Source organism: Paenibacillus sp. 19GGS1-52, assembly GCF_022369515.1.
Classification (GTDB): domain Bacteria; phylum Bacillota; class Bacilli; order Paenibacillales; family Paenibacillaceae; genus Paenibacillus_AQ.
On the sequence record NZ_CP059724.1, the window covers coordinates 3,865,121 to 3,886,906 of the forward strand.

The 21,786-nt window shown below is 45.5% G+C and carries 20 protein-coding genes; 4 read left to right on the plus strand and 16 right to left on the minus strand.

What is annotated here, in order from left to right; genetic code table 11:
* Positions 1 to 24: 24 nt before the first annotated feature.
* The 5 genes from H1230_RS18010 to H1230_RS18030 all read right to left on the minus strand — a co-directional run bounded on the left by H1230_RS18010 (position 25) and on the right by H1230_RS18030 (position 8,456).
* Positions 25 to 4,506, minus strand: coding sequence for a coiled-coil domain-containing protein (locus tag H1230_RS18010; RefSeq protein ID WP_239711296.1), 4,482 nt, complete (start codon positions 4,504 to 4,506; stop codon positions 25 to 27).
* On the minus strand, positions 4,493 to 5,251 hold the full coding sequence (locus tag H1230_RS18015; RefSeq protein ID WP_239711298.1) for a DUF6063 family protein: 759 nt from the start codon (positions 5,249 to 5,251) through the stop codon (positions 4,493 to 4,495). Before H1230_RS18015 ends, H1230_RS18010 begins: the two co-directional genes overlap by 14 nt.
* Positions 5,248 to 6,768: a hypothetical protein gene (locus tag H1230_RS18020; RefSeq protein ID WP_239711300.1), complete on the minus strand. Its 1,521-nt coding sequence runs from the start codon at positions 6,766 to 6,768 to the stop codon at positions 5,248 to 5,250. Before H1230_RS18020 ends, H1230_RS18015 begins: the two co-directional genes overlap by 4 nt.
* A 420-nt stretch (positions 6,769 to 7,188) precedes the next feature.
* On the minus strand, positions 7,189 to 7,791 hold the full coding sequence (locus H1230_RS18025) for a GNAT family N-acetyltransferase (RefSeq protein ID WP_239711302.1): 603 nt from the start codon (positions 7,789 to 7,791) through the stop codon (positions 7,189 to 7,191).
* Positions 7,788 to 8,456, minus strand: coding sequence for an HAD family hydrolase (locus tag H1230_RS18030; protein WP_239711304.1), 669 nt, complete (start codon positions 8,454 to 8,456; stop codon positions 7,788 to 7,790). The genes H1230_RS18025 and H1230_RS18030 overlap by 4 nt, the downstream gene beginning before the upstream one ends.
* A gap of 104 nt (positions 8,457 to 8,560) precedes the next feature.
* Between H1230_RS18030 and H1230_RS18035 the strand changes: the two genes are divergently transcribed.
* Positions 8,561 to 9,046: a DUF6803 family protein gene (locus tag H1230_RS18035; RefSeq protein WP_239711305.1), complete on the plus strand. Its 486-nt coding sequence runs from the start codon at positions 8,561 to 8,563 to the stop codon at positions 9,044 to 9,046.
* Positions 9,047 to 9,124: 78 nt separating this feature from the next.
* Here H1230_RS18035 and H1230_RS18040 read toward each other — a convergent pair whose 3' ends face one another.
* Complete coding sequence (locus H1230_RS18040) at positions 9,125 to 9,703, minus strand: TetR/AcrR family transcriptional regulator (RefSeq protein ID WP_239711307.1); 579 nt, start codon at positions 9,701 to 9,703, stop codon at positions 9,125 to 9,127.
* A 202-nt stretch (positions 9,704 to 9,905) separates the two neighbouring features.
* Here H1230_RS18040 and H1230_RS18045 point away from each other — a divergent pair, with 202 nt between their 5' ends.
* Positions 9,906 to 10,874 carry an NADP-dependent oxidoreductase gene (locus H1230_RS18045; protein ID WP_239711309.1) on the plus strand — a complete coding sequence of 323 codons (969 nt, stop codon included), beginning with the start codon at positions 9,906 to 9,908 and terminating at the stop codon, positions 10,872 to 10,874.
* Here the strand turns inward: H1230_RS18045 and H1230_RS18050 are convergent.
* The 4 genes from H1230_RS18050 to H1230_RS18065 all read right to left on the minus strand — a co-directional run bounded on the left by H1230_RS18050 (position 10,871) and on the right by H1230_RS18065 (position 14,609).
* Positions 10,871 to 11,239, minus strand: a complete 369-nt coding sequence (locus H1230_RS18050) for a hypothetical protein (RefSeq protein ID WP_239711310.1) — start codon at positions 11,237 to 11,239, stop codon at positions 10,871 to 10,873. The genes H1230_RS18045 and H1230_RS18050 overlap by 4 nt on opposite strands.
* 14 nt (positions 11,240 to 11,253) lie before the next feature.
* Complete coding sequence (locus tag H1230_RS18055) at positions 11,254 to 12,648, minus strand: sensor histidine kinase (protein ID WP_239711311.1); 1,395 nt, start codon at positions 12,646 to 12,648, stop codon at positions 11,254 to 11,256.
* A complete protein-coding gene (locus tag H1230_RS18060) occupies positions 12,645 to 13,352 on the minus strand; it encodes a response regulator transcription factor (RefSeq protein ID WP_239711312.1) in 708 nt (235 codons plus the stop codon). The genes H1230_RS18055 and H1230_RS18060 overlap by 4 nt, the downstream gene beginning before the upstream one ends.
* A 63-nt stretch (positions 13,353 to 13,415) precedes the next feature.
* Positions 13,416 to 14,609, minus strand: coding sequence for a cell wall-binding repeat-containing protein (locus H1230_RS18065; RefSeq protein WP_239711313.1), 1,194 nt, complete (start codon positions 14,607 to 14,609; stop codon positions 13,416 to 13,418).
* A 99-nt stretch (positions 14,610 to 14,708) separates the two neighbouring features.
* Here H1230_RS18065 and H1230_RS18070 point away from each other — a divergent pair, with 99 nt between their 5' ends.
* On the plus strand, positions 14,709 to 15,368 hold the full coding sequence (locus H1230_RS18070) for a hypothetical protein (RefSeq protein WP_239711314.1): 660 nt from the start codon (positions 14,709 to 14,711) through the stop codon (positions 15,366 to 15,368).
* A gap of 91 nt (positions 15,369 to 15,459) precedes the next feature.
* On the opposite strand, the gene msrA is transcribed toward H1230_RS18070, so the two are convergent.
* The 5 genes from msrA to H1230_RS18095 all read right to left on the minus strand — a co-directional run bounded on the left by msrA (position 15,460) and on the right by H1230_RS18095 (position 20,157).
* Positions 15,460 to 15,972 (minus strand): peptide-methionine (S)-S-oxide reductase MsrA, encoded by a 513-nt coding sequence (gene msrA, locus H1230_RS18075; RefSeq protein WP_239711315.1) that lies wholly within the window; start codon positions 15,970 to 15,972, stop codon positions 15,460 to 15,462.
* A gap of 119 nt (positions 15,973 to 16,091) precedes the next feature.
* Positions 16,092 to 17,078 (minus strand): Gfo/Idh/MocA family protein, encoded by a 987-nt coding sequence (locus H1230_RS18080; RefSeq protein ID WP_239711316.1) that lies wholly within the window; start codon positions 17,076 to 17,078, stop codon positions 16,092 to 16,094.
* Between the two features lie 39 nt (positions 17,079 to 17,117).
* On the minus strand, positions 17,118 to 18,206 hold the full coding sequence (locus H1230_RS18085) for a Gfo/Idh/MocA family protein (RefSeq protein WP_239711317.1): 1,089 nt from the start codon (positions 18,204 to 18,206) through the stop codon (positions 17,118 to 17,120).
* Positions 18,203 to 18,964, minus strand: coding sequence for a sugar phosphate isomerase/epimerase family protein (locus tag H1230_RS18090; protein WP_239711318.1), 762 nt, complete (start codon positions 18,962 to 18,964; stop codon positions 18,203 to 18,205). The genes H1230_RS18085 and H1230_RS18090 overlap by 4 nt, the downstream gene beginning before the upstream one ends.
* Positions 18,965 to 18,993: 29 nt before the next feature.
* Positions 18,994 to 20,157 carry a Gfo/Idh/MocA family protein gene (locus tag H1230_RS18095; protein ID WP_239711319.1) on the minus strand — a complete coding sequence of 388 codons (1,164 nt, stop codon included), beginning with the start codon at positions 20,155 to 20,157 and terminating at the stop codon, positions 18,994 to 18,996.
* A gap of 161 nt (positions 20,158 to 20,318) precedes the next feature.
* Between H1230_RS18095 and H1230_RS18100 the strand changes: the two genes are divergently transcribed.
* Positions 20,319 to 21,146, plus strand: coding sequence for an AraC family transcriptional regulator (locus tag H1230_RS18100; protein WP_239711320.1), 828 nt, complete (start codon positions 20,319 to 20,321; stop codon positions 21,144 to 21,146).
* Between the two features lie 220 nt (positions 21,147 to 21,366).
* On the opposite strand, the gene H1230_RS18105 is transcribed toward H1230_RS18100, so the two are convergent.
* Positions 21,367 to 21,630: a hypothetical protein gene (locus H1230_RS18105; RefSeq protein ID WP_239711321.1), complete on the minus strand. Its 264-nt coding sequence runs from the start codon at positions 21,628 to 21,630 to the stop codon at positions 21,367 to 21,369.
* Positions 21,631 to 21,786: the final 156 nt, after the last annotated feature.

The following is a 21,786-nucleotide window of genomic DNA, read 5'->3' on the forward strand; positions in this document are numbered from 1 at the left end:
TTCCTTCACGATCTTTAATATGGATTAGAATAATGCTAATGGGTTCAGTTTCCGTCCACCCTTAATCAGCGTGGATTCCAACAGTTCGCCTTTATTGCCTCCGAAATACAATTGCCAGTACACGCCAAAGCGGATGCTGACATCATTCTTTACCAGCTCAGGCGGAGTGACGATCAGCCATTGGAATTTCAATGCTTTGGAGATTTCAAATACAGGATCGAGTACGTTATTTGAGACCATTTCCCCAAAAGGATTGTCATATAAAAAGACAGTCCAGCCTTTATTTTCACGGTTGACTCGTTTATGTGTCATAATCATCATCGCTACCAGCAGTTGTACCGATTGTCGCTGACCCCCACTGCCGATCGCCTCATCCATAGCTCCACGGTTAATGACTTCCCAATCAGAATAATGGTAATCCTCCGGCTCGGCATATAGGAAGTAGTTCTCCGTAACCGGCTTGTATACCTGTAGAACAGGAAAGCGATTCTGCATAGCGGCATAGACGATCCGGCCATCATTAATGATCTCTTTGATCGCCAGAACTGGTACCTGCTCAATCTTCGGATATTTACCCAGCAGCTCATGCACAGAACGATTGAAGAATTCAGTCACCAACGGCTCAATATCATCAGTTGTTCTAGGCACGTTTATGTTCTTATAATTCAATCTTACCAGCGGGAACGCGAAGTTGTTCTCGTTATGAATGATCATTCTTCGTTCCATGCGCTTCATGATATCAATGATCTGCACGACTCTTTTGGAGGCTCTTCCTACCCATAGCTTGCGGGATAGCTCCATCCCTTCCTTGTCGTTCTGAATGCTGTCAATCTGGTCACGCGAGCTGCGCAGCATCGAATCAAGTACCTGTTGCGCAATAGAAAAATCCTCCCAGTGGATGGTATTCAGACGCTCCTGAATTTTGGTCTCCAGTTCGGAATTCCAGCCACTTTTGGTTAGTCTGCTGCTTAAAGAATTTTTCTCTTCCTTCACTTTTCTGGAGAGATCCGCTCTGATTGCCCGGCTATCCTTAATTTGCAGCAGCCAGTCAGCTACTAGAGGTTCGCAGCCTGCTCGCACGCTTAAACTGATCTCTTCCGGCACATCACGCAGCAACACATACTCTTCGACATGTGTATTCATAATTTTGCTTTGGTTGGATAGGGTCTGAATAAGAACATCGATCCCTGTTATTGCTTGTTTACATTGATTGAGCAGATGCTCGTTCTCCACAGTGCGCTCATTGATATCTTCTTCTTTAGCGTTTAACGAATCCTGCCAAATTTCCACAGCCCGTTCATGCTTTTCTTTGATCGCTTTTTCTGCTTTGCGCAGCTCTTTCTGCAGGTTGTCCAGCTCGGTCTCGCAGCGAATCCAAGAGTCATGGATCCCCTGATAATCCTCTTCAAGTATAACTGTCTCAGATTTCTGGCGAGCTTTGGCAGCCAGCAGGGACTCCGCCGTTTCTGTTGGGTCAGCAGCCTTCCGCCAATGGTCATCTACTTGGTTGAGGCTAACTTCAAGCTCTGTCATATTCTCTCTGGCTGTTTTGATTTGTGCCGCTCGTGTGCGGATTTCCAATTCATTCTCCGTAAGCGACTGCTGCAGACTATCTAGCCTGCTAAGCAGCTGCAGTAGAATATTCTGCTCATTTGGAGCTACTGCTTCTCCGTCCTCAAGGGTAGAGGAGGGAAGATCAACCGGAAAGGCAATCTCGGGAAACCAATGCTGAAGTTTAGGGAAAAGGGTATACTTAACGTCCCCCATCCACGTTTCCCGTTCGCCCTTTAAGCTGTCAATTTGTGCTTTGAACTGCTCGAGCTGTTGTTCCTTACTTACGATCTCTTTATTTAAAAGACTCTTACGCTCGACCGTCTTTTGCTTCTCCTTATAATCCTGCTCTTGTTTCTTTGTCCGCAGCTCCCAATTGCGCAACGCGACTGATTTCTGTTCGTACTCTGCTCGCTTGACCTCGCAATCCGCAAGTGCTCTGCTTAAGCGGCTAAGCTGAGTTTCGTTCTCTTCAATATCCGCATTTAAATCAGCAAGGATCTTCTCCAGCTCATGCTGTTGCTGTATTAGATGGTTTATCTTGGCTTTAAGCACCATGCTGTTGTCCATGTGGAACAAGCGCTCGTATTCGAGTCGCGCTGATTTCAGCTTAGCGAGATAACCCTCGGAATCTTTAAGCTCTTGTTCCTGTTCTTTGAGCTTGGCTTGAATTCCACTTTTCCACTCATGAAACCGATCGGGCTGCAAGACCATTTGTGGTCCTTGATTCGCTAGAATTGTAAAGGATGCTTGATCGGAAACTGCCATCTCTTCACGAATAAAGATCGGTACTGGAGACTTCAGGAGAGCGTTCACCAGCATATCACCTTGAATTTTATCCGCTTCGCGTCTCGTTACGATCAGGCCATAAGGCAGCAGTGGATGACGCTCCAATTCTTCTTCGCGCTCAATATAAGCTAGATCATTTAGATACGAGCTGCCTGGTAGAGAGTTGATCTTAAGGGAGTCAAGTATGTCCTTGACCGTAAGAATATCTGCATTAGGGAGCCAAAAGGACTGATTCTGCAGCTCCACATCCATCAGTTGATGATAATAATCTCTTCTGAGGCGTTTGTTCTGTTGCTCCATATCATCCATTTTGCGGATAAACCGTCCCATAATGGCTTCATGCACTTCAAACAAAGCGGTAGTCCCCAGACGGTTATGTTCCTCATACATTTCCAAAAGCACCACGAGTTGTGACCAGAGCTGTGATTCTTTAGCCGTCTGACCTTCTAGAGAGAGCTTATGCTCATCCATTTCGCGTTCCTGTGCTGCGCGCTGCTCACTTAGCTTGGAATGCTCCTTATGCAGAGTTAGCTTATTGATTTCAGCGCTCTTGCGCTGCTCGTCCAAGCTGGCCATATTATCGATAATGCCCTTGGCGGAAGCCAAGGTACGCTGCAATGCTGAGCCAGGTGCGTTAGCGGCATCCTGTCCGTGCTGGGCAGCGAATAGGCCCATCTCTTCAGTATATTCCCGGATAGACGATGTTAAATCACGGATGACGATATCCAGACCACCCAGCTCAAGCAACAGACTTTCCCTAGTCTTGCGTAGTCCGATCTCTTCATCCATGAAGGAATGCAGATTCGTCCCAAAGCCTGATAGGGTCTGCTGCCAAAGCTGGAAGACGATCTTCCATTGCTGGCGCAGCTCTTCCTTCGCCGTATGAATAACCTCCTGGCGTTCTTTCATTTCCAAGGAGCCTTCTATCGCTTGAATCTCCTTTTGCCATTGCTCCATTTGACGAGTATGAATAATTCGCTTCGCTAAGTAGTGGGACACTTCAAGCTGCTTTTCTCTAAGTCTAGAATCCTCTACCCTTAGCTTGGCTCGACTCTGATGATCACTTATGCGCTTAAATTCTTCTGTCTTGAGATCGGATTCTTCCTTACTGCGCAGATATTTAACATTATCCGTCTCAAAACGCAGCTGCTTGGCCTCCACATGATGCTGAACCAGCTCATTAGCAATCTTATTCCGCTTGGACTCGGCAGTTCGCAGCTCATCGTGGATAACCGTGTACATCTGCCGACCATACAACTCCGTTTCTTGAACTGCTCTGTCGGCGATAGTTCCCTGCTGTACCAGCTCGTACAAAGGAGCGGCAATACCCAGAAATTCAGCATAGGCCTTCTCCCGCTGCTCCAGCATGGGCAGTCGCTCAGCAACAATCGCTGCGTCGATAAACATCCGCTGCAGCGATTGATCATCCTCCTTCAGCCCTTCATTAAGACTTGCTCCAATCTCCGGAATGATCAGCTTTTCGAACAGATTATGATTGGTGAAGGCTTCATTCTTCTTAAAGTAACCTTTAATCCCGCCCTCTTCGCCATTAATCCTTCTCATGTTCCGCCACTCACCAATATGGATATCCCGAGTAGCCAAGAAATCATAATATTTCTTCAAGTCTGGGCTATGACTGCCGAAGACCATGATCTCGTTACGCCGGTCACGTACATATTGTTGAATGGTTTCAAAGGATACCGGTTCATTCTCTACTGGATCATAGAGCGGTAACGTGGATAAGGTAAGCTCAGCCTCCTCACCGTATTCCAGAAGGGTATATAGCAGATAATCTACTTTGATATCCTGCTGATCCAGCGAATTGTGAGCCGTCATGGCGATACAGGTTGTTATGTATTCATTCCGTTCACTATGATCGAGGCGCCATTCAATAGCTACGTGAAAGGTGTAAGGCTTCAGCTGTTTTTTGTGATTATGAAAAAAAGCCTCAACCTGGTTCTCATTGTCTTTACCCCAAGCCGCTTTGGGAATGAGCAATTGAAAGATGGATTGCAAAAGCACACCCTTCCCCCCGCCGTTCATCAGCGTAATCAGCGTGTTGGCCGGACCTTCTTCGTTACAAAGGTCAAGGAGCATATCATCGTACTTTTTAAGCATTTTCTCGTACTTCAGCCCCACAATGCGAATCCGCTCAATCCGTGGCATGAATGACACCCTCTTTCTCTGCTAACGTCCGTCCGATCAGTGCTTTTAGCTCTTTATAACGATCCACATCATGATAGAGGTAGCGCATTCGCTCGTATAACTCGTCGCGTGGGAAGATCCGTTTCTCGTTGTCTGAGATGAAGACCAGATGCTCCTCCTCCAGAATTTTCATGCCTTCATGAATAAGACCGATACGTGAGCCAGCCCCTCTCGATAGAATATCACTCTCTTCCTGGCTTTTGGTCTGCATATATAGACTTGTCCATACCTTATTCATCGCTTGAATATCCAGTTGCCACTGCTTGCTGAAGCGTCCATCCTCGTCCATCTGAATCCATACTTGAAACAGCGAAGATACCTGATCGGCAATTTGAATGTAAGACATACTGTCTTGTCCCGGCTTAAAATGTGTCTCATCCTGATCCATCTCGGCCAGAAAGACCAAGATAATAATATTAATGGTATGTAAGTGCGCTTTACGCTCAATGCGTGAATATTTATTCTTCAGCTGTGTGAAGTTGGTCGCAAAGACCGAGCCCAGTGGATTTACCAGCAAATGAAGCCGTTGGCCGGAATTCATCACGCGGCAGCCGCCTTCTTTGGCGACGTACTGAAGAGCATCATAAGCTCCTGCATCCTGCAGACATTCGGCAGCTGCCGGGTCATCCAGAGATATTACTTTTCTGCGCAGCAGGTCAAAAAATAGCCGTGAGGCTTGCTGTAGTTGTTCTAATGAATAACTCATGCTGTAGGTTCTCCCTCCTCTATGATCGATATCGTAAATGGGCTCATTTGAAGTCCGGGCCAGCGGACGTTTTCCGCCAACTCATCCTCGATGGTTGTACGGAGCCGCTTACTGCGTAAGCTCTCCAACTCCGGATGATCTGCGAGCAGCTGTCCGATTAGCATTTGGCACTCATCCTGTCCGTGAGCCTTGTCTTCAGTCTGCTCCTGCACTGTAATTTCTGTATGAAAAAACTGCACCCACAGGTCAATGGCGTCCGGTGTACGGGCCCATTTATGCTGTTCCTCTTCCGTAAATGCATCTGCCGCAAACGTAAAGCTACCTTTTTCCGCCAGAGCCAGAAATACAGGTCTCCATAGTTCAGTAACGTCTCCCCATGGGATGCCTTTAGGAGTATATTGAACAGATAATGCATCTAAATCGTCTTCCAACTCCTCCATAACCGTCTCCGGCAGAAAGCCGACATCCTGTTCTTCCCAAGCCCAAGGCAGGGGATATACAAAGTCCTGATTAGGTGAGAACAATCCACTGATTAACAGTTCAAGGCTGTCGCCACTGGGCAGACCCTCGTCTTTAACCCATTCCTCCCACACGTGGGTGCGGAAGTTGAAGCCTGCAGCACCCCAAAACAATTCGGGGAAGTTCAGTCGTAGATTCGTTTCTGCCTCAAAGATGCTTAAGACCACTTCAGCTAATTCATCATGCACACGTCTGGAAAGCTCCACCCGTTCAGAGAGCATCCGCAGTTCATTAAAATCAATAACATCCTTCTCATCATTTGCCAGCCGGGCCAGTGCCCGGTGAATATTATCAAAGTGTGTGCGTTCTTCGTCAAACTGTACTTGTATTTCCTCTAACCGCTGATGCCGCATCACCCCGTATTCACTAAAAATATGCTTAGGATTGCGGCGGAGCGCATTGCGGTATTCCTGCTGCTGCTGAGTCATTTTGCGAACCCGCGAGATCAGTTCATTCACATCCTGCAGCGCCCGCGTAACGCGTCCATGCTTGATATGCATCTGGATTTCCAGCAGCTTGATGCTGATCTGGAATTCTTCAATAATCTCATGGCTCATAAAGATAAGCTCCATGGCATATTCAGAGAGTCGGTAGATTGTCGTGCCGCTCTCCTCCCAGCTGTTCCGGGTAGCATCCTCGTCTACTGTAAAATACTTGTATTTCTGCAGCTCCATCTGTCGGCTATGATCATCATAATAAAAGGATTCGAAATCGCCGCCATTCCCGCTCCATAATAGACCATCTACAAGACGTTCCACAGATTCAGGTGTACCGAGCTTGGGAATATTGAAGCGTTCCAGTGAGCTCCAGCACAATTCCACAATGTCGTCTTTGGATCTTCTTTCACTGGATTCCAGCTCCAGATAATAGACCTGCAGCAGGACGCTTAATGCGATCATCTCTTTATAGGGCTGCAGCTCGCCAAGGTTCATGCCTGCACCCAGATTCCACAAGGGATTCAGCCGTTTATTCCGTTCACCAAAATCTGACCAGTTCATGCGTGCGCCAACCTCACCATCACTTCATAATTTACACCTTCACAAAATAACATAAACCCATATCCGCCCCACGTAGGGTTAAATATGGGCTATGTTGCACAATTGTTAATTCTCAATAACAGGGAATATATGTTTCCATTATATCAATTGTTTCATAATTATGCTATAAAATTGGTTGTACTCTAACCCTTAATCAATTGTTATTCCCTTACGCTTGAGCGAAAATGCTGTATTAAATCCAACAATAATTGTTGAATCTACTCCGTTGCTAGTAAATGTTGGATCAAATCCAACTTTGGCTACCTGTGGAGTTCATTTTGAAATGAAATATTGGATTTCATACAACAATTTAACTCTAGTAGGTGCTTTTCGAGAGGAATGTTGTAAAAAATACAGGATTTAGCCAAGATCAGATAACATTCATCTATATTTACTATTCAGCAGATAATGCAAATTCGCCTTCACCGCAGGCCACTCGTTATCCAGTATGCTATAAACTATATTATCCAGAATCGTGCCATCCGATTTGATTCGGTGCTGACGCAAGACACCTTCTTTAGTGGCACCAATCCGTTCGATCGCCTGCTGCGACCTCAGATTATTCCCAACAATAGAGAATTGCACGCGGATCAGCTTCAATTCTTCAAAGCAATAATGAAGCAGGAGATTCTTGGATTCTGTATTTACAGAGGTTCTCCAAAACTTCGGAGAGATCCAGGTACAGCCAATTTCAGCATTTCGATGAACGAGATCCGGATGCATGATACGTGTGGTGCCTATGATTCTGCCCGATGCCTTCTCGATTATAGTAAAAGGAATTTGTGATCCTTGCTTCTTATCGGCTAACGCAGAGATTATTAATTGCTGCAGCTGTTCAGATGAGGTAATTCTTCTCCAGGTGAATTCCCATATTTCCGGATTTCCCAGCACATGAACTAGCTCTGCCGCATGATGCTCTTCCATCGGAACAAGCTTAATTGCTTGACCTTCTAGTACTTTAATCGCATTCGTGTTCAGACTCACCCTGCACAACGCTCCCTTGTGATCATATCGCTAATTTCCTCTACTCGATAGGCAATTTGGTCGGCACCCGCTTGTCGCAGCTCTTCCTCTGATCCATAGCCGAAGGTGACACCAAGTGATTTTAGACCGCAGCCTATAGCTCCAATAATATCATGTTTCCGGTCCCCTATCATCAGCGCTTGTTCAGGATGAATTGCATTCTGGTCGAGCACATACTGAATGACCTCCTGCTTCTTGGAGCGTGTGCCATCCAGATTGCTGCCAACAATATGCTTGAAATAGGAGTCCAGCTTGTATTCTTTAAGAATCTCTTCGGCAAAAACCGTAGGTTTAGAGGTGGCTACATATAAGCTGTAACCCAGATTCTTTAATTCCTCGAGCAATTGCGGAATACCGGCAATCACCTTATTTTCGAACAAGCCTATAGTACTATAACGTTCACGATAGAAAACAACTGCCTGTTGGGCTTGTTCCGCTGAAAAGGCATGTAACTCCATAAAAGAGTCAACTAAGGGCGGTCCAATATACGGAAGTAGCTCATCCAGATGGTCTACCTGAATATCGAATTTATGAAGTGCGAACTCCACGCTTTTGGTGATGCCTTCTTTGGGATCTGTTAATGTTCCATCCAAATCAAATAAAATACTCGTGAATCTCCTAGTCACGCTGCCGTGCTCCCTTCGTTTCTCCATACTTTCCACACACTTTCCACATACTATTCGTCTACTATCGGTGCTGAAGCTATTTTACCATATTGGAGGACTTATTCATGAACATGACGCACTACATGTCTTTGCTTACGGACAATCAGCCTTGGAACTTGATTCTATTTATGGCGATCCCCGTTATCTTCGCAGAGACGATTACTGTTACAGAATTTATAATTCTATTCACCAAAAATCTCAAGGGTCCATTAAGAGCTTTTAACAGAGTTTGCAGTATTCTGGCTGGTTTGTATTTTACAGGGGTTTTCCTCTATTTGCTCTTTACCGCGTTTATCCCTATAACGGCAAATGGTGAATGGCATACATGGGTAGATGTACTCGCCGTATCGTCCTACTTGAGCGGAGTAATCTTTTTATTACCGCTTGCTCTGCTAGATCTTGGTTTAATTGCCCGCAAGCACTCGGATGAGAAGAAGCTGAAGTTGCACTTTATTCTAATCAGCGGATTTTTAGTGGTAGCACATATTGCGATGATTTTTGGTATGGTCAATCCAGAGATTATGGGCAGTATGGGAAGCATGAATCATTAAGGTCCATGAATGATCTGATACAAGAAACAGCGGTAGTCAAGGACTTTATTTCAAGTCCTTGTCCACCGCTGTTTCTTGTTAAATTGTCATCCCTTTATCAAACGGCTGAGGCACCATCTGATTGCGTTCCATCAGCGCCCATAGTTGTTCGACCACTTCCACATCTGTATAGGGCATTGAGTTGGTAATCCACCATTCAATCATTCCGGCGATAGCCGAGGTTAGGAACTGTATCAACATCTCCTTGTTCATGTCCCGATTCATACCGTTCATATCAATTTGTTTGTCGAGACCCCGGAGCAGCGCGGCCTGCAGACGATTTCTGAACGTTGGAACTCCCTTATTTGCCAACACAGCAGCATAGAAAAAAGCATGTTGTCCCAAATATTGAAATGTGTGAAGCAGCGAAGCTTTGGAAGGGAAAATACCAGTGGCTCCGCAGGGCAGGAAGCTCTCAATTAATTCTACCAGATGAGATTTTATACACTGATCCAGCAAATCGAACTTGTCCGTATAATGCAAATAAACAGTACCCCGGCTTACATTGGCCCGCTCAGCAATTTCATTAATCGTTATTTGCTCGAAATTCTTCTCTGCCATCAGCGCTACAAAAGCCTCGACAATGGCTTCCCGCGATTTAAGAATTCGTCTATCCATAGGTTCCTCCTTTTAGGCTTGAATATAACTGAAAACTGATGTTTTCATATTAATGAACAATCAGCGGAAGTTTGTTTACTAATGAACGAATCCTGCTATTTTAGCAATTGAAGCGAGTTCACAGTGCTGGTACGATCATTATATTGAACGAATGTAATTAAATCAACAAGCGTTCAACAAAAGATGTTAGGGGGAACAATTCATGAAAGCAATCGTTATGCAGAATTACGGAGGTCCTGAGGTTTTCGAGGAACAAGATATAGCAGTACCAAATATACAAGAAACCCAGGTGCTCGTGGAAATGTATGCTACTACGGTAAGTTCGGCAGATGAGCTAATCCGTTCAGGGACATTCCAGCATGTATTCTCGGTCCAGTTCCCGCATGTTCTCGGTGTTGAATTGGCGGGTGTGGTGAAAGAAATTGGTGAGAAAGTTACGTATGTGAAGGTGGGAGACCCCGTCATGGGACTGGCTAGAAACGGGGGCGGCTATGCGGATTACGTGGTACTGGATGAGAGCGCACTCACTATTATTCCACCAACTATTTCGTTTCTGGAAGCCGCTGCGCTGACGGCGTCTGCGCTAACTGCCTGGCAGTCGTTGTTTCAGTATGGAAAATTGCAGTCGGGACAGCGCATTCTGATTCATGCTGGTGCGGGGGGAGTGGGACATATTGCGGTTCAATTGGCCAAACAACAGGGTGCCTACGTGATAGCCACTGCGCGTGGACACAATCACGAATTCGTGCGGCAGTTGGGTGCCGATGAGGTCATTGATTACACCACAACTGATTTTGCAGAAGCTATTAGCCCTGTAGATATCGTATTGGATATGGTAAGAGACAAAATTGTCGAGTTGGATACGGGGATCGGAGAAACGGAACGGAAGAACTACACGGTATTAAAAGATAGCGGCAAGCTCATATCCTTGGTAGCCCCGTCGATTGCGGATCATCCAAAGATTCGTGGAATCGAAGCCCACTTTGCCTATATAGTGCCGAACCACAGGGATTTGGCAGCAATTATTCACAGCGTTGAGGAACAAAAGTTGAAGGTTCATGTGGATGGGCTATTCCCTTTTACTGTAGAGGGAATAGCCGATGCGCATCGTCAGAATGAAACCAATCCTAAGAGAGGGAAATTAGTGATTCAGCGAAAACCTCATTGTTAAAGCTTTAAATGAGGACAATGATTGATAATTTCAGCTACATTATCTTCCGGATGTTCAATATCGAAAATCACATAGTGGTAATGCTCATGTTCCTTCAGTTCAATGATGACATGTGGTCCACGATGCTCGTAAGACAAGAAATACCATTCAGCATTGTGGCGAAAAACGCCTTCGTAAATATCAAATCCAGGCAATGCGGTTCCGGGCATCTTGAGCATCCAAAACGGTGCTGCAAAAGATCCAACATGAACTTTTTGGATTGAACTGTAGGGTATGGTTACGTTTCTTTTTAAAGCAGCTACGCTATGTAACCCTGATAAATGTAAATCCAATTCTGTCTGTCTAAACTCGAGGTGCTTGCTCATAACCACCAACTCCTTTATTGTCGCTGAATATCTGGAATCCGTACTTCACAGCGTGTTCCCACTCCAACTCTGCTACTGATTACGATAGTTCCACCGTGTAGTTCCACCAACATTTTAACAATTGAAAGTCCTAGTCCCGTGCCACCATACGCTCTGGAGCGGGATTTCTCCACCCGGTAAAAGCGTTCAAAAATAAACGGGAGCTCCTCAGCAGGAATGCCGATCCCGGAATCTTCGACAATAAACACAGCTGAATCGGCTTCGAAGTTTACCTGGACATTGATCTCACCCGCATCGGTATAGCGGATCGCATTTTCCAGCAGATTCATTACAATCTGTTCCATGCGTTTCCCGTCACCGCGGATCATTTCTGCTGTCCCTCGATGATGAACCTTCAGCTTAATATTTTTTCCCCGGGCCTTCAGTTCAACCTTACGGACGGCCTGATCAGTCATTTGGGCGAAATCAATCCAGTCCAGGCTAAGCGAGATTTTACCTTCTTCCATCTTAGCTAGATCAAAAAGATCATCGACCAAGTGCTGTATCCGGTGCGCTTCCTGATAGATAATATCTAAATACAGATTTTTCTCTTCTTCAGTCTCATAGAGCCCGTCCTTCACTACCTTAGCATAACCCTCCAGATAAGTAATCGGTGTTCGCAGCTCATGCGAGATATTCGCGAAAAATTCTTGGCGCGTATCTCTGTAACGCTGGAGATCTACAGCCAGATCATTAATCGCATCAGCCAGAAATCCGATTTCATCCTTACTGCGGATAGTAAGCCGGGTCTCCAATTCACCAGCGGCAATATTGCGGGTCGCCTTCTGCATCTGTACTAGCGGACGGGACAAGATTTGGGAGATGATCCAAGTGATGCCTAAAGCCAGGATAAAGGCACCAAAACCCGATAGCAGCAAGATATTCCGGACTGCGGAAAGCGATTGTTCCATATTGGTGGTAGAGGACATTAAGTAGAGGGCTGAACCGACGGACTTCCCATCATAAATAGGTTGTGCTGCTACGAAATAGCGATGTCCAGTCGGATCTTTATAAACAAAGCTTTTCTCTTTTCCGGAAAAAATGTCCTTCAAGCTGGAAGTCTGGATGAATGAATGGTCGGCTGAATCGTGTAGACCTGAATGCAGCTTTACACTTCCGTCCCTTGAAACATTAAAGATGCTTACATCTGAAAATTCAGCAAAGGTTCTCATCATTTGTTCAGTTGTCGTGTCAGGTGATTCGGCCATTACGGCAAAATGAGAGGTGAGCTCCTCCGTTTCCGTACGCATCTCACTAGAATAGAAATTGGTGAACATCCGATCGATAGCAATACCAAGCGATAGCAGCACAATCAAAAATACAGACATGATCACCACTCCAAGCTTGAATCCGATCACATTGTTCCTCATTCGCTCTCACCAGGAGGCTGGAATTTATAGCCTAACCCCCATACGGTTTGAATAGGGCTATATTGGAGGCCTGCCTTCTGTAATTTCTCGCGAATATTCTTAATATGGGTATCCACCACACGGGTTTCTCCACCATAATCATTGCCCCATAACCGTTCCACTAGCTCTTCACGTGTAAAGACATGCTGTCCATATTGCGCTAACAGAGACAAAAGATCAAATTCTTTGAGCGTGAAATCAACTGGAACTTCTTGAATAAGTACTTCTCTCGCTTCCAGAACGATTTTTAACTCGGGGTAGGCTAGAATGTGCTGCGTTGGCTTGAAGTTTTGTGTCAGGGTTGAGCGTCGGAGCAGCGAGTAAATGCGCGCTAATAATTCTTCCGGTTCAAAGGGCTTAGTCAGATAGTCGTCCGCGCCGATTCCCAGACCTCGCACCTTGTCCTTAGTTTCAGTGCGGGCTGTAAGCATCAGAATGGGAACGGAATTTGTCTCCCTGATCGCTTGACAGACTTGCCAACCATCCTTATCTGGCATCATGACATCCAGGAGAATCACATCAAAGGTATGCTTTTCTAGCAAACTCAGAGCTTCTTGACCGGTTGATGCTTCTTTCGTGGCAAAGCCTTCTTTCATTAAATAAATGCGCAGCAAATTCCGCATATTCCATTCATCATCTACGATCAGAACCTGAAGTTTAGCCAAGTCGTCCACCTCTTCGTTGCTAGTCTTTCATCTTATTATACCTATTGAGGTCAGCCAGCGGTATTAATGCCCGGAATGAGGATTCTCTCCCGAGGCAGAAGATATTTCCAGCATGTCATCAATTTCACTCTGAGTGCCTGCTGTAATTGAACTGCTATCCCCTGTCAGCCAGGCATGATTATAGGGACCTTCTGCCGGTGAATCCTTGAATTTAGGCTGCAAAGTCATCATGTATTCCATAACGGCATCGGATAATCCGTCTTTTTTCGTAAATATCAGCGGTGCATGTTTCCCTAAATGTGAAAATGGCGCAGCCGCAATGGCCAGCATCGTTGAATCCGTAGTCAGTAGGGAGAGATTATGTCCTGGAGTGGTGATTCCCCAGCCGAATCCGTTGCTGGAATCCTTGAATTTGGCAAAAGAAATTGCATTCTCATAAGCATCATTTCCATAAACACGTGTCACTGATCCGTACTGTTGCAATTGCTGTTCAACAGCTGCTGAGATTATCTTCTTCGGACCGAGGATATAGATCGTGGCCTTGCCACCACGTTCTTTCAAGGCAGCTATTGTTGGAGCTGGAATCTCGTCTTTGGTTACATACAGCAAGGGCTCGGGCATATGGGCGATCCAGTTCACAGCTGGCAGAGTGAACTCGGGACTGTCCATGGAGCCGATAATGACGGCTTGCGGCAACTTGCCGGAGGCTTTTGCATAATAAGCATCAATCGACTGGGCTATAGCTGCCGGCTCGTCCCCTGTAATCTTGTCGACCTTCAACTTAAGGGGCTTTAGCTGTTCTTCGACGTTTGCCGCCATCGGTCCAACGAGCACAACCTGGACCTCATTGTTGCCAGCGGCACCCAACGGGTTCAAGCGCTTGAGCTCTTTCAATGTAGCTTCAGGAATTCCATCTGGTGTGACATAAAGGACTGGACCGTTACTGGGATGATGTATCAGATCAGTACTAGCTGCAGCAATCTGCCAATTGCTAAGATCGGTTAAGACAACACTTGAAGGCGTATTATTCTTCGTCTGGGCTGACCACAGTGTTTGGGAGACCAGAACCGCTGCCTGAATAGGATCAGAGCTATTAATCCGGGTCGTATTTTTGGTTGCAATCCAAGGTATATCAATTGAAGGTTTTGCACTGGAGTCATTTGCAGCGGTAGATGTTTCTTTCCCCGCTTGACAGCCTGTTAGGACGGCACTTAGCAGCAAGGTTAAGGTGCTTGCCAGTAGTATTTTTCTCATCATTAACCCTCCATTGTAGATTTCTCTCGATTTAAGTAACAGTTTAGGATATAAATGTGTAGAAAGAATGAATTGAATCCATAAGAATTGGAGTTAACCGCTATGAGTGATCTAGATGTGAAAGAACTTATTCATGAATACATAACAGATCCACAATCCGTATTTAACAACTGGTTTAATAATTGTCCTGAAAGAACTGATGCTATTTTCACGGTGAGAGACGGGCTAGTCGATATAATTGAGGACATTGAACTTCGTAAGTTCGGCAATGACTACAAAGGCTCCTCACTAGAAACTGTAATCTCATTAATTTCTGCACAAATACAGATTTTCAAGGGGGCTGCTCACGCCTTCTATTGGAAGCCGAAGCTCGGTATTCCTGATATATACGTGAACGAGGAACATCAGCTGGCCTTTGGCCGATTTCTTAGAGCAGTGTCACAGACTGACCAGGAAGAAATAATCATCGAACAAATCAATCTATTGGACAGTTTACGGATCAAGGGTTTGGGGCCTGCTGTGGCTAATATTCTATATTTCCTGCATCCCACCCTATTCCCGCCCTTTAATACGGCAATTGTCAGAGGCTTTAACGGGGTGTTCGGGAAGAAAATAAAGCTTGGCGACTGGCCCGCCTATCTGGAGATGCGCAGAGATTTAATTGAAATGAATCATAAACAGATTCTACTGCTCGACGATGATCTGGGAGCAATAGGTGGTTTCATGTATGAGATGGGCTGCCGGCGGTTTGTCGTCAGTTAAGATCATGATGATCTTAAAATAATCTAAAAAAAACAAAAAGCTGACCGGGATACTTTCTCCGACCAGCTTTTTGCTTTTGCTATTTTTCAGTTTACCAATGCTTCTTAATAAAAGTATCCCGTCCAGACTGCTCACGGTCTTCCTTATAATGCTTGGGATTCTTGATGTGATAATTCTGGTGGTAGTCTTCAGCAGGGTAAAAGGTTGGTGCGGGTAGAATATCAGTCACAACTGGACCTGGGAATCTTTTGCTGATAATCACCTGGCCCTTGGATGCTAGTGCTGCTAAACGTTGTAGTTCATTATAGTAAAATACGGCTGTCCGGTACTGGGTTCCTCTATCCTGAAATTGTCCACCGTTATCCGTAGGATCGATTTGCGGCCAGTATAATTCAAGTAACTTCTCATATGAAAAAAGTGCCGGATCAAAGGTAATTTGCACGACTTCATAGTGTCCTGTCGTTCCAGTCTTGACCTGTTCATAGGTCGGATTCTCTATAGTGCCTCCGGCATAACCAGATACAATACCGTGAATTCCCGGTAATTCTTCAAAAGGGGTGACCATACACCAAAAGCAGCCTCCCGCAAACATTGCTTGTTCCATATCTTCTAATTCCTCTCTCTAAACAAAAGTCTGTGTATACTATTAAACACATCTTTGCCTATTGAGGTCAATACCTACGTCTAAAAACTATTCCGCTCATAAATCAACTTTATCGGGTGCTAGGAATTATAAATGTCCATGACCAGCTGTAAAGCTTTAATTCCTTCCGTACCATTGATCCAAAAATCCCGTCCTGACTTCACATGCTCGTAGAAATCCTCTATAAGCCGGTTATGTCCTGTGCCCCAATAGGATTTACTATTTAAGGCAGTGGAAAAAGGTTCGAATAACAAGGTTTCCTTGCCCTCCTTGAAGAGATACAGACAATCTCTGCGCAGCAGTAATGTTCCTTGCTCAAACACCAGCTCCAACTCTACAGGAGAGTTCACGAGGTAAGCATTGGTGCCGTAGAATAAGGCCCGAACGTTATTTCGGAAAACAATCACAGCATGTGCTGTATCCTCCACCTCAATGACGCCATTCAATACATCTGTCGTAATACTGCCTTGAATGGAAGCAATATCTCCCCCAAACCATTGGAGTAAATCCAGCGTATGTATCGTCTGGTTGATCAGCACACCGCCGCCTTCCGTTTCCCATTTCCCTCTCCAACTACTATTAGTATAGTAAGCATCATTCCGGTTCCAGGTTACGATGCCTTTCATGCAAATCAGCGGTCCTAAGATCCCAGATTCTATCGTCTCCTTCATGCGGATGGAAGGTTCATTATAGCGGTTCTGAAAGACTACACCGAGCTGTCCCGCGCTGCGCTCTGCCGCTTCCAGCATACGCCATGCTGACGGTAAGTTCATAGCTATGGGTTTCTCGGTTAATACATGTTTCCCAGCGTTTAATAAGTCGATTGCCATCTCGGAGTGCAGATAATGCGGAGTGCACAAGTGTACGACATCAATATCTTGTCTATCCAGAATTTCATTATAATCTGTGAACGCCTGGCAACCGTATTCCCGTGCTGCCTCCGCAGCTTTAGAGGGATCTGTATCTACAACTGCGAGGAGAGTTACTCCTTTCAAGGTGGCGATTGCCTCGGCATGCTTCTTGAAAATAGAACCGCAGCCGATGATGGCTGCTCCAAATTCTTTCATCTATTGCACCATCCGATCTTCTTAGTGCGCTCCTTAGCGCTATCTTAATGTAGCTGGTGTAAGATTAACCGCATGGGCTTGTGCGATCAGACAGAGTTCTGCGGCTTTAAAAGCATGCGCTTGCGTCATGGCCAATTCCGTTCGATGCAGACAATCCAGGATCAGCTCTCCAAAGAATGGAAACCCTATTTTGCCAGCCACATGTTCGTAATGCTCTCCTTGTCCATTTACCCAGTACACATGATCCGTTGTGTTCGAACGTCCGATATCCGTGTATTTACGCAATTCGATATAACCTTCAGTTCCCAAAATCATGGTCCGGCCATCGCCCCAGGTTCCCAAGCCATCAGGGGTAAACCAATCCACGCGAAAATATTGGGTAGCACCATTATCCCCCACTAATGTCGCATCACCGAAATCCTCCAATTCAGGGTAGGTGGGATTGTGATAATTGGCCACTTTGCTATGCAGCACAGAAGCCTCTTTACAATCTGCATAATATAGAAACTGCTCGATCTGATGACTGCCAATATCACAGAGAATGCCACCATATTTCTCACGCTGAAAAAACCATTCCGGACGGCTTGGTGCATTTAACCGGTGAGGCCCAAGTCCAATGACCTGCAGCACACGGCCAATTGCGCCCTGCTGAACTAGCTGTCCGGCATATACCGCGCTCTCCACATGTAGACGTTCACTGTAATAAACCATGTACTTTTGTTTACTACTCTCTACTAAAGTGCGGGCCGCTTCCAATTGCGCAAGTGTTGTAAAAGGAGCCTTGTCCGTAAAATAATCCTTACTATGCGCCATTACCGTAAGGCCCAAAGGCCCTCTTTCTGACGGGACAGCTGCTGCTGCAACAAGCCGCACTTCAGGATCTTCTAATATTTCAGCGGCAGAACGGGCTGCTTGTACTCCTGGATAAGTGTTCATGAAAGCCTTAACTTTCTCCTCGTCTGGATCATACACCCATTTTAACTGTGCACCTGCTTCAATAAGTCCATTGCACATCCCATAAATATGTCCATGATCCAGCGCCATTGCAGCAATTACGAATTCACCGGGTCTGACGACTGGTTTAGCTTCATGGGTTGGGGCGTACAGCATTCCATCCTTTCGGTTCATAACAATCCACCTAAATATCGCAGGCTGATCTCCAAGCTCTCAAAAGGATTACGTCTGCAAACATCCTGTTCAACCACATACCATTCCACACCTGTCTCACGACAAACATTAATGATTTCAGGATAGTTCATATTTCCTTCGCCAATTTCAGCAAAAACCTGGGTTCTGTCGATAATCGCCATATCCTTCAGATGCACGACCTGCATTCTGCCGGTAACCTGGCGAATCCAATCGATCGGATGGGCACCACCTGCCTGTATCCAATACAAATCCAGCTCAATCCCAACCGAAGGATCTGTCTCGTTCAGCAGCACGTCCATCCCGGTGATTCCATCAAAACGTTCATATTCAAAATTATGATTATGATAAACGAACTGTAAATCATATTTCTCCTGTAAAGTGAGTGCGATCGCTGAGATCTCTTTGGCAAAGGTCCGGTAACCGTCCAAGCTAGTTCGGTACTCTTCGGGCAGCGCTCCTAGACCTATGTACTTACAGTTCCAAAGCTTGTGCTCTGCAGCAAGATTCTCCAGGTCATTTTTTAACCGATCCCAAGAGACATGGGTCGCGCAGATAGCAAGTCCTGCTTCATCGGCATAATCCTTTACAAGCTGTGGATCTATGGGGCCGATTCCCGAAACCTGAACGGCTTGATAACCTATGGCAGATACCTTCTGAAAGGTAGATTGTAAGGCCTCTGCAGTTTGGGTGAAATCACGAAGGGTATACAATTGAGCCGCAATGTTTGACTTTTTCATAGGATCGTTCCTCTCTCCTAGTATTGAATTTAGTGGGTTCCTGTGACATCTAGCGTCTTACTGACAGCGTTCTCTATTTGAAAGGTGGAGCTGTTCACTTTTTCCATTAGCAATTCATAATACAAATCCTCATTCAGTGGCAGATCGACCCAATTATCCGTCCACGAGGAAAGATACATAGCATTGGAAAGCGTTAATCCGTGAATCCCTTCTTCTCCTGGGGCAAGCAATGGCTCGTTGTGCAGGATGGCGTTGGTGAAGTTCCGTAGAATTCCTTTATGCTGCTGGCCGCCCCCACTCTCAACCGGAATTTCGCATTTCCAGCATTCCGGGTTGCCAAAACCTCCCGTAAATTCAGCATTGAATTGCGGTTCCGGTGTGCGCAAGCGCCAGAAGGTCAGCGTATCGTCCTCAATGACGATTTTTCCATTATCGCCAGTAATTTCGAAGCGGTTAGTTCCCGGTGCTTCACCCGTGGTTGTAATAAAAAGTCCCGTTGCTCCGTTCTCATACTCTACATAGGCAGTTACATCGTCCTCCACCTCTATGTTGCGGTATTTACCAATATGACAAAAAGCTCTGACACGCTTAGGCATCATTCCTATCGTCCATTGCCATAAGTCCAATTGGTGTGGGTCTTGATTCAACAGAACTCCGCCACCTTCTCCCGCCCAAGTAGCCCGCCAGCCACCAGAATTATAATAGCTCTGTGAGCGATACCAATTGGTAATAATCCAGTTCGTTCTGCGGATCTCCCCAAGCTCACCGGTGTGGATTAAGTCTCTGAGTTTTTGATAAAGCGGATTTGTGCGCTGATTATACATGATTCCGAATTTAAGGTCAGTCTGTGCGGCAGCAGCATTCATTTCCTTTACGGCTTTGGTGTACACACCCGCGGGCTTTTCAATCAGCACATGATATCCATACTGAAACGCTTCAATCGCCAGGCTAGGATGATCATAATGGGGTGTGGAGATTAACACTGCATCTATTGATTTTGACTCAAATAACTCCGTAGGGGTTGTAAAACGCTGCACACTTTCCGGCAGATTCGCCTCTGCCCACTCTAGACGCTCCGTCCGGGTATCACATACGGCTACCAGTTCAGCGCCTTTAATCTCACTGAGTAAACTTAGCGCATGAGTATGACCCATATTTCCAATTCCAATAATTCCATAACGAACCGTCTTCATCTCTCTAACACATCCCTTAAATCAGTTTATGTTATGAGAATATACTTTTTTCTCTGAAGTGAACATGACCGGGACTAAGGAATATTTGTATATAACTAAGATATAATAGATAAATGTTCTCATTTATATTAAAATGTAAACACTACCATAGGGGGGATTACATGAATAATCCAGGCAATATCAGCGGCCGCCTACTCCAGAATTTATCGGTTATGGTGACGCATGCCCAGCTCAGCACCAGGTATCCAGGCTGGAACCGCACGAAAGAAACCCCCTCCTTCAATCGACTCTATTATATAGATGGCGGTGAGGGCAAGGTGATTCTGAATGGTGTCACTTATTATCCTAAGCCTGGACAATTGATGATTATGCCGGCCGGCAGCACGCAAACTACAGAAACATCTCATGACAATCCATATGCTCGTTATTTCTGTCATTTCGATGCCGACATTGGAGAATGGCCTTTATTCCATGCTGCGAATAAGCTGTATATTAGCGATGCCCCTGACCCGGATGCGGTGCGGGCTATCTTTACAGAGATGATCCAGCAGTTTCAGAATAACGATGTGCTCTCCACCCTTCGTATTCAGGCCTCATTGCTCAATCTGCTGGCCTTGTGTCTCGAATCCGGTGGATATAGCGACTTTATGGGTGAATTCATGCAAACGAGCGATCAGGGGAAACTGGCGCATGTTCTCCAGTATATTGATCAGCGGCTGAAACAGCCGATGGAGGTCGAGGAGTTGGCAGAGCTTGTCCACCTGCATCCGAACTATTTCATTCCTTATTTCAAGAAGTTTATGGGTGTTCCACCAATGCACTATGTACAACTAAAGCGTATGGAGCTGGCCAAGAAGCAGCTCTCTTATTCCGACTTCAGTATCTCCGACATTGCCGAACAGGTGGGTATGGAGCTGGCGCATTTCTCAAAATATTTCAAAAAGACCACCGGAGTCTCCCCATCAGCCTACCGGAACAGTACGAAATAGTAGTGAAAAAGACAGCATCACAGCACGAATGAACTGTGCGGTCATGCTGCCCTTTTTTCAAGTATCCACCCTCTTGGACACTTGCTGCTTGCAAAGATTGAGGATGATTTTATTTTATCCCGAAATAAGCATCAGCTTTGCATGAATAGTTCCTCCAGTGTCCATTTTTTCACTATTTAACAGGACTACTAAACAAGTGTGGTAGTATGGTAGTGCTTCTTTAACTACTAACAGGAGGTATACCGCGTGGATTTGAATCACACCACTCAACCTGTATCCACCCGTGATGCTGTGTACGTGTGCTGAACTGGTTGAAGAACAGGATTACAATTACAAGTCGATATTTCAGCTCGATGAGGATTTCCACCATATTATTTTTGAAGGCTGCGCGAAGAAGAATACGTGGGATGTAGTTTAGCAAATTAAAGTTCATCTTAACCGCAGCCTTATGCTGCGACTGGCTGCCGATCATGATTGGGAGCATTTATACAATCAACATCTTCATATGTATGAGTCCATTCAAGCACATGATGCTATACGGTGTGATCTACTTATGAAAGAACACATAGAACTGACCCTGTCTGACCAGGATATGCTAAAGCAGAAATCCCCCAGTTATTACAAATAAATCATGAGGAAT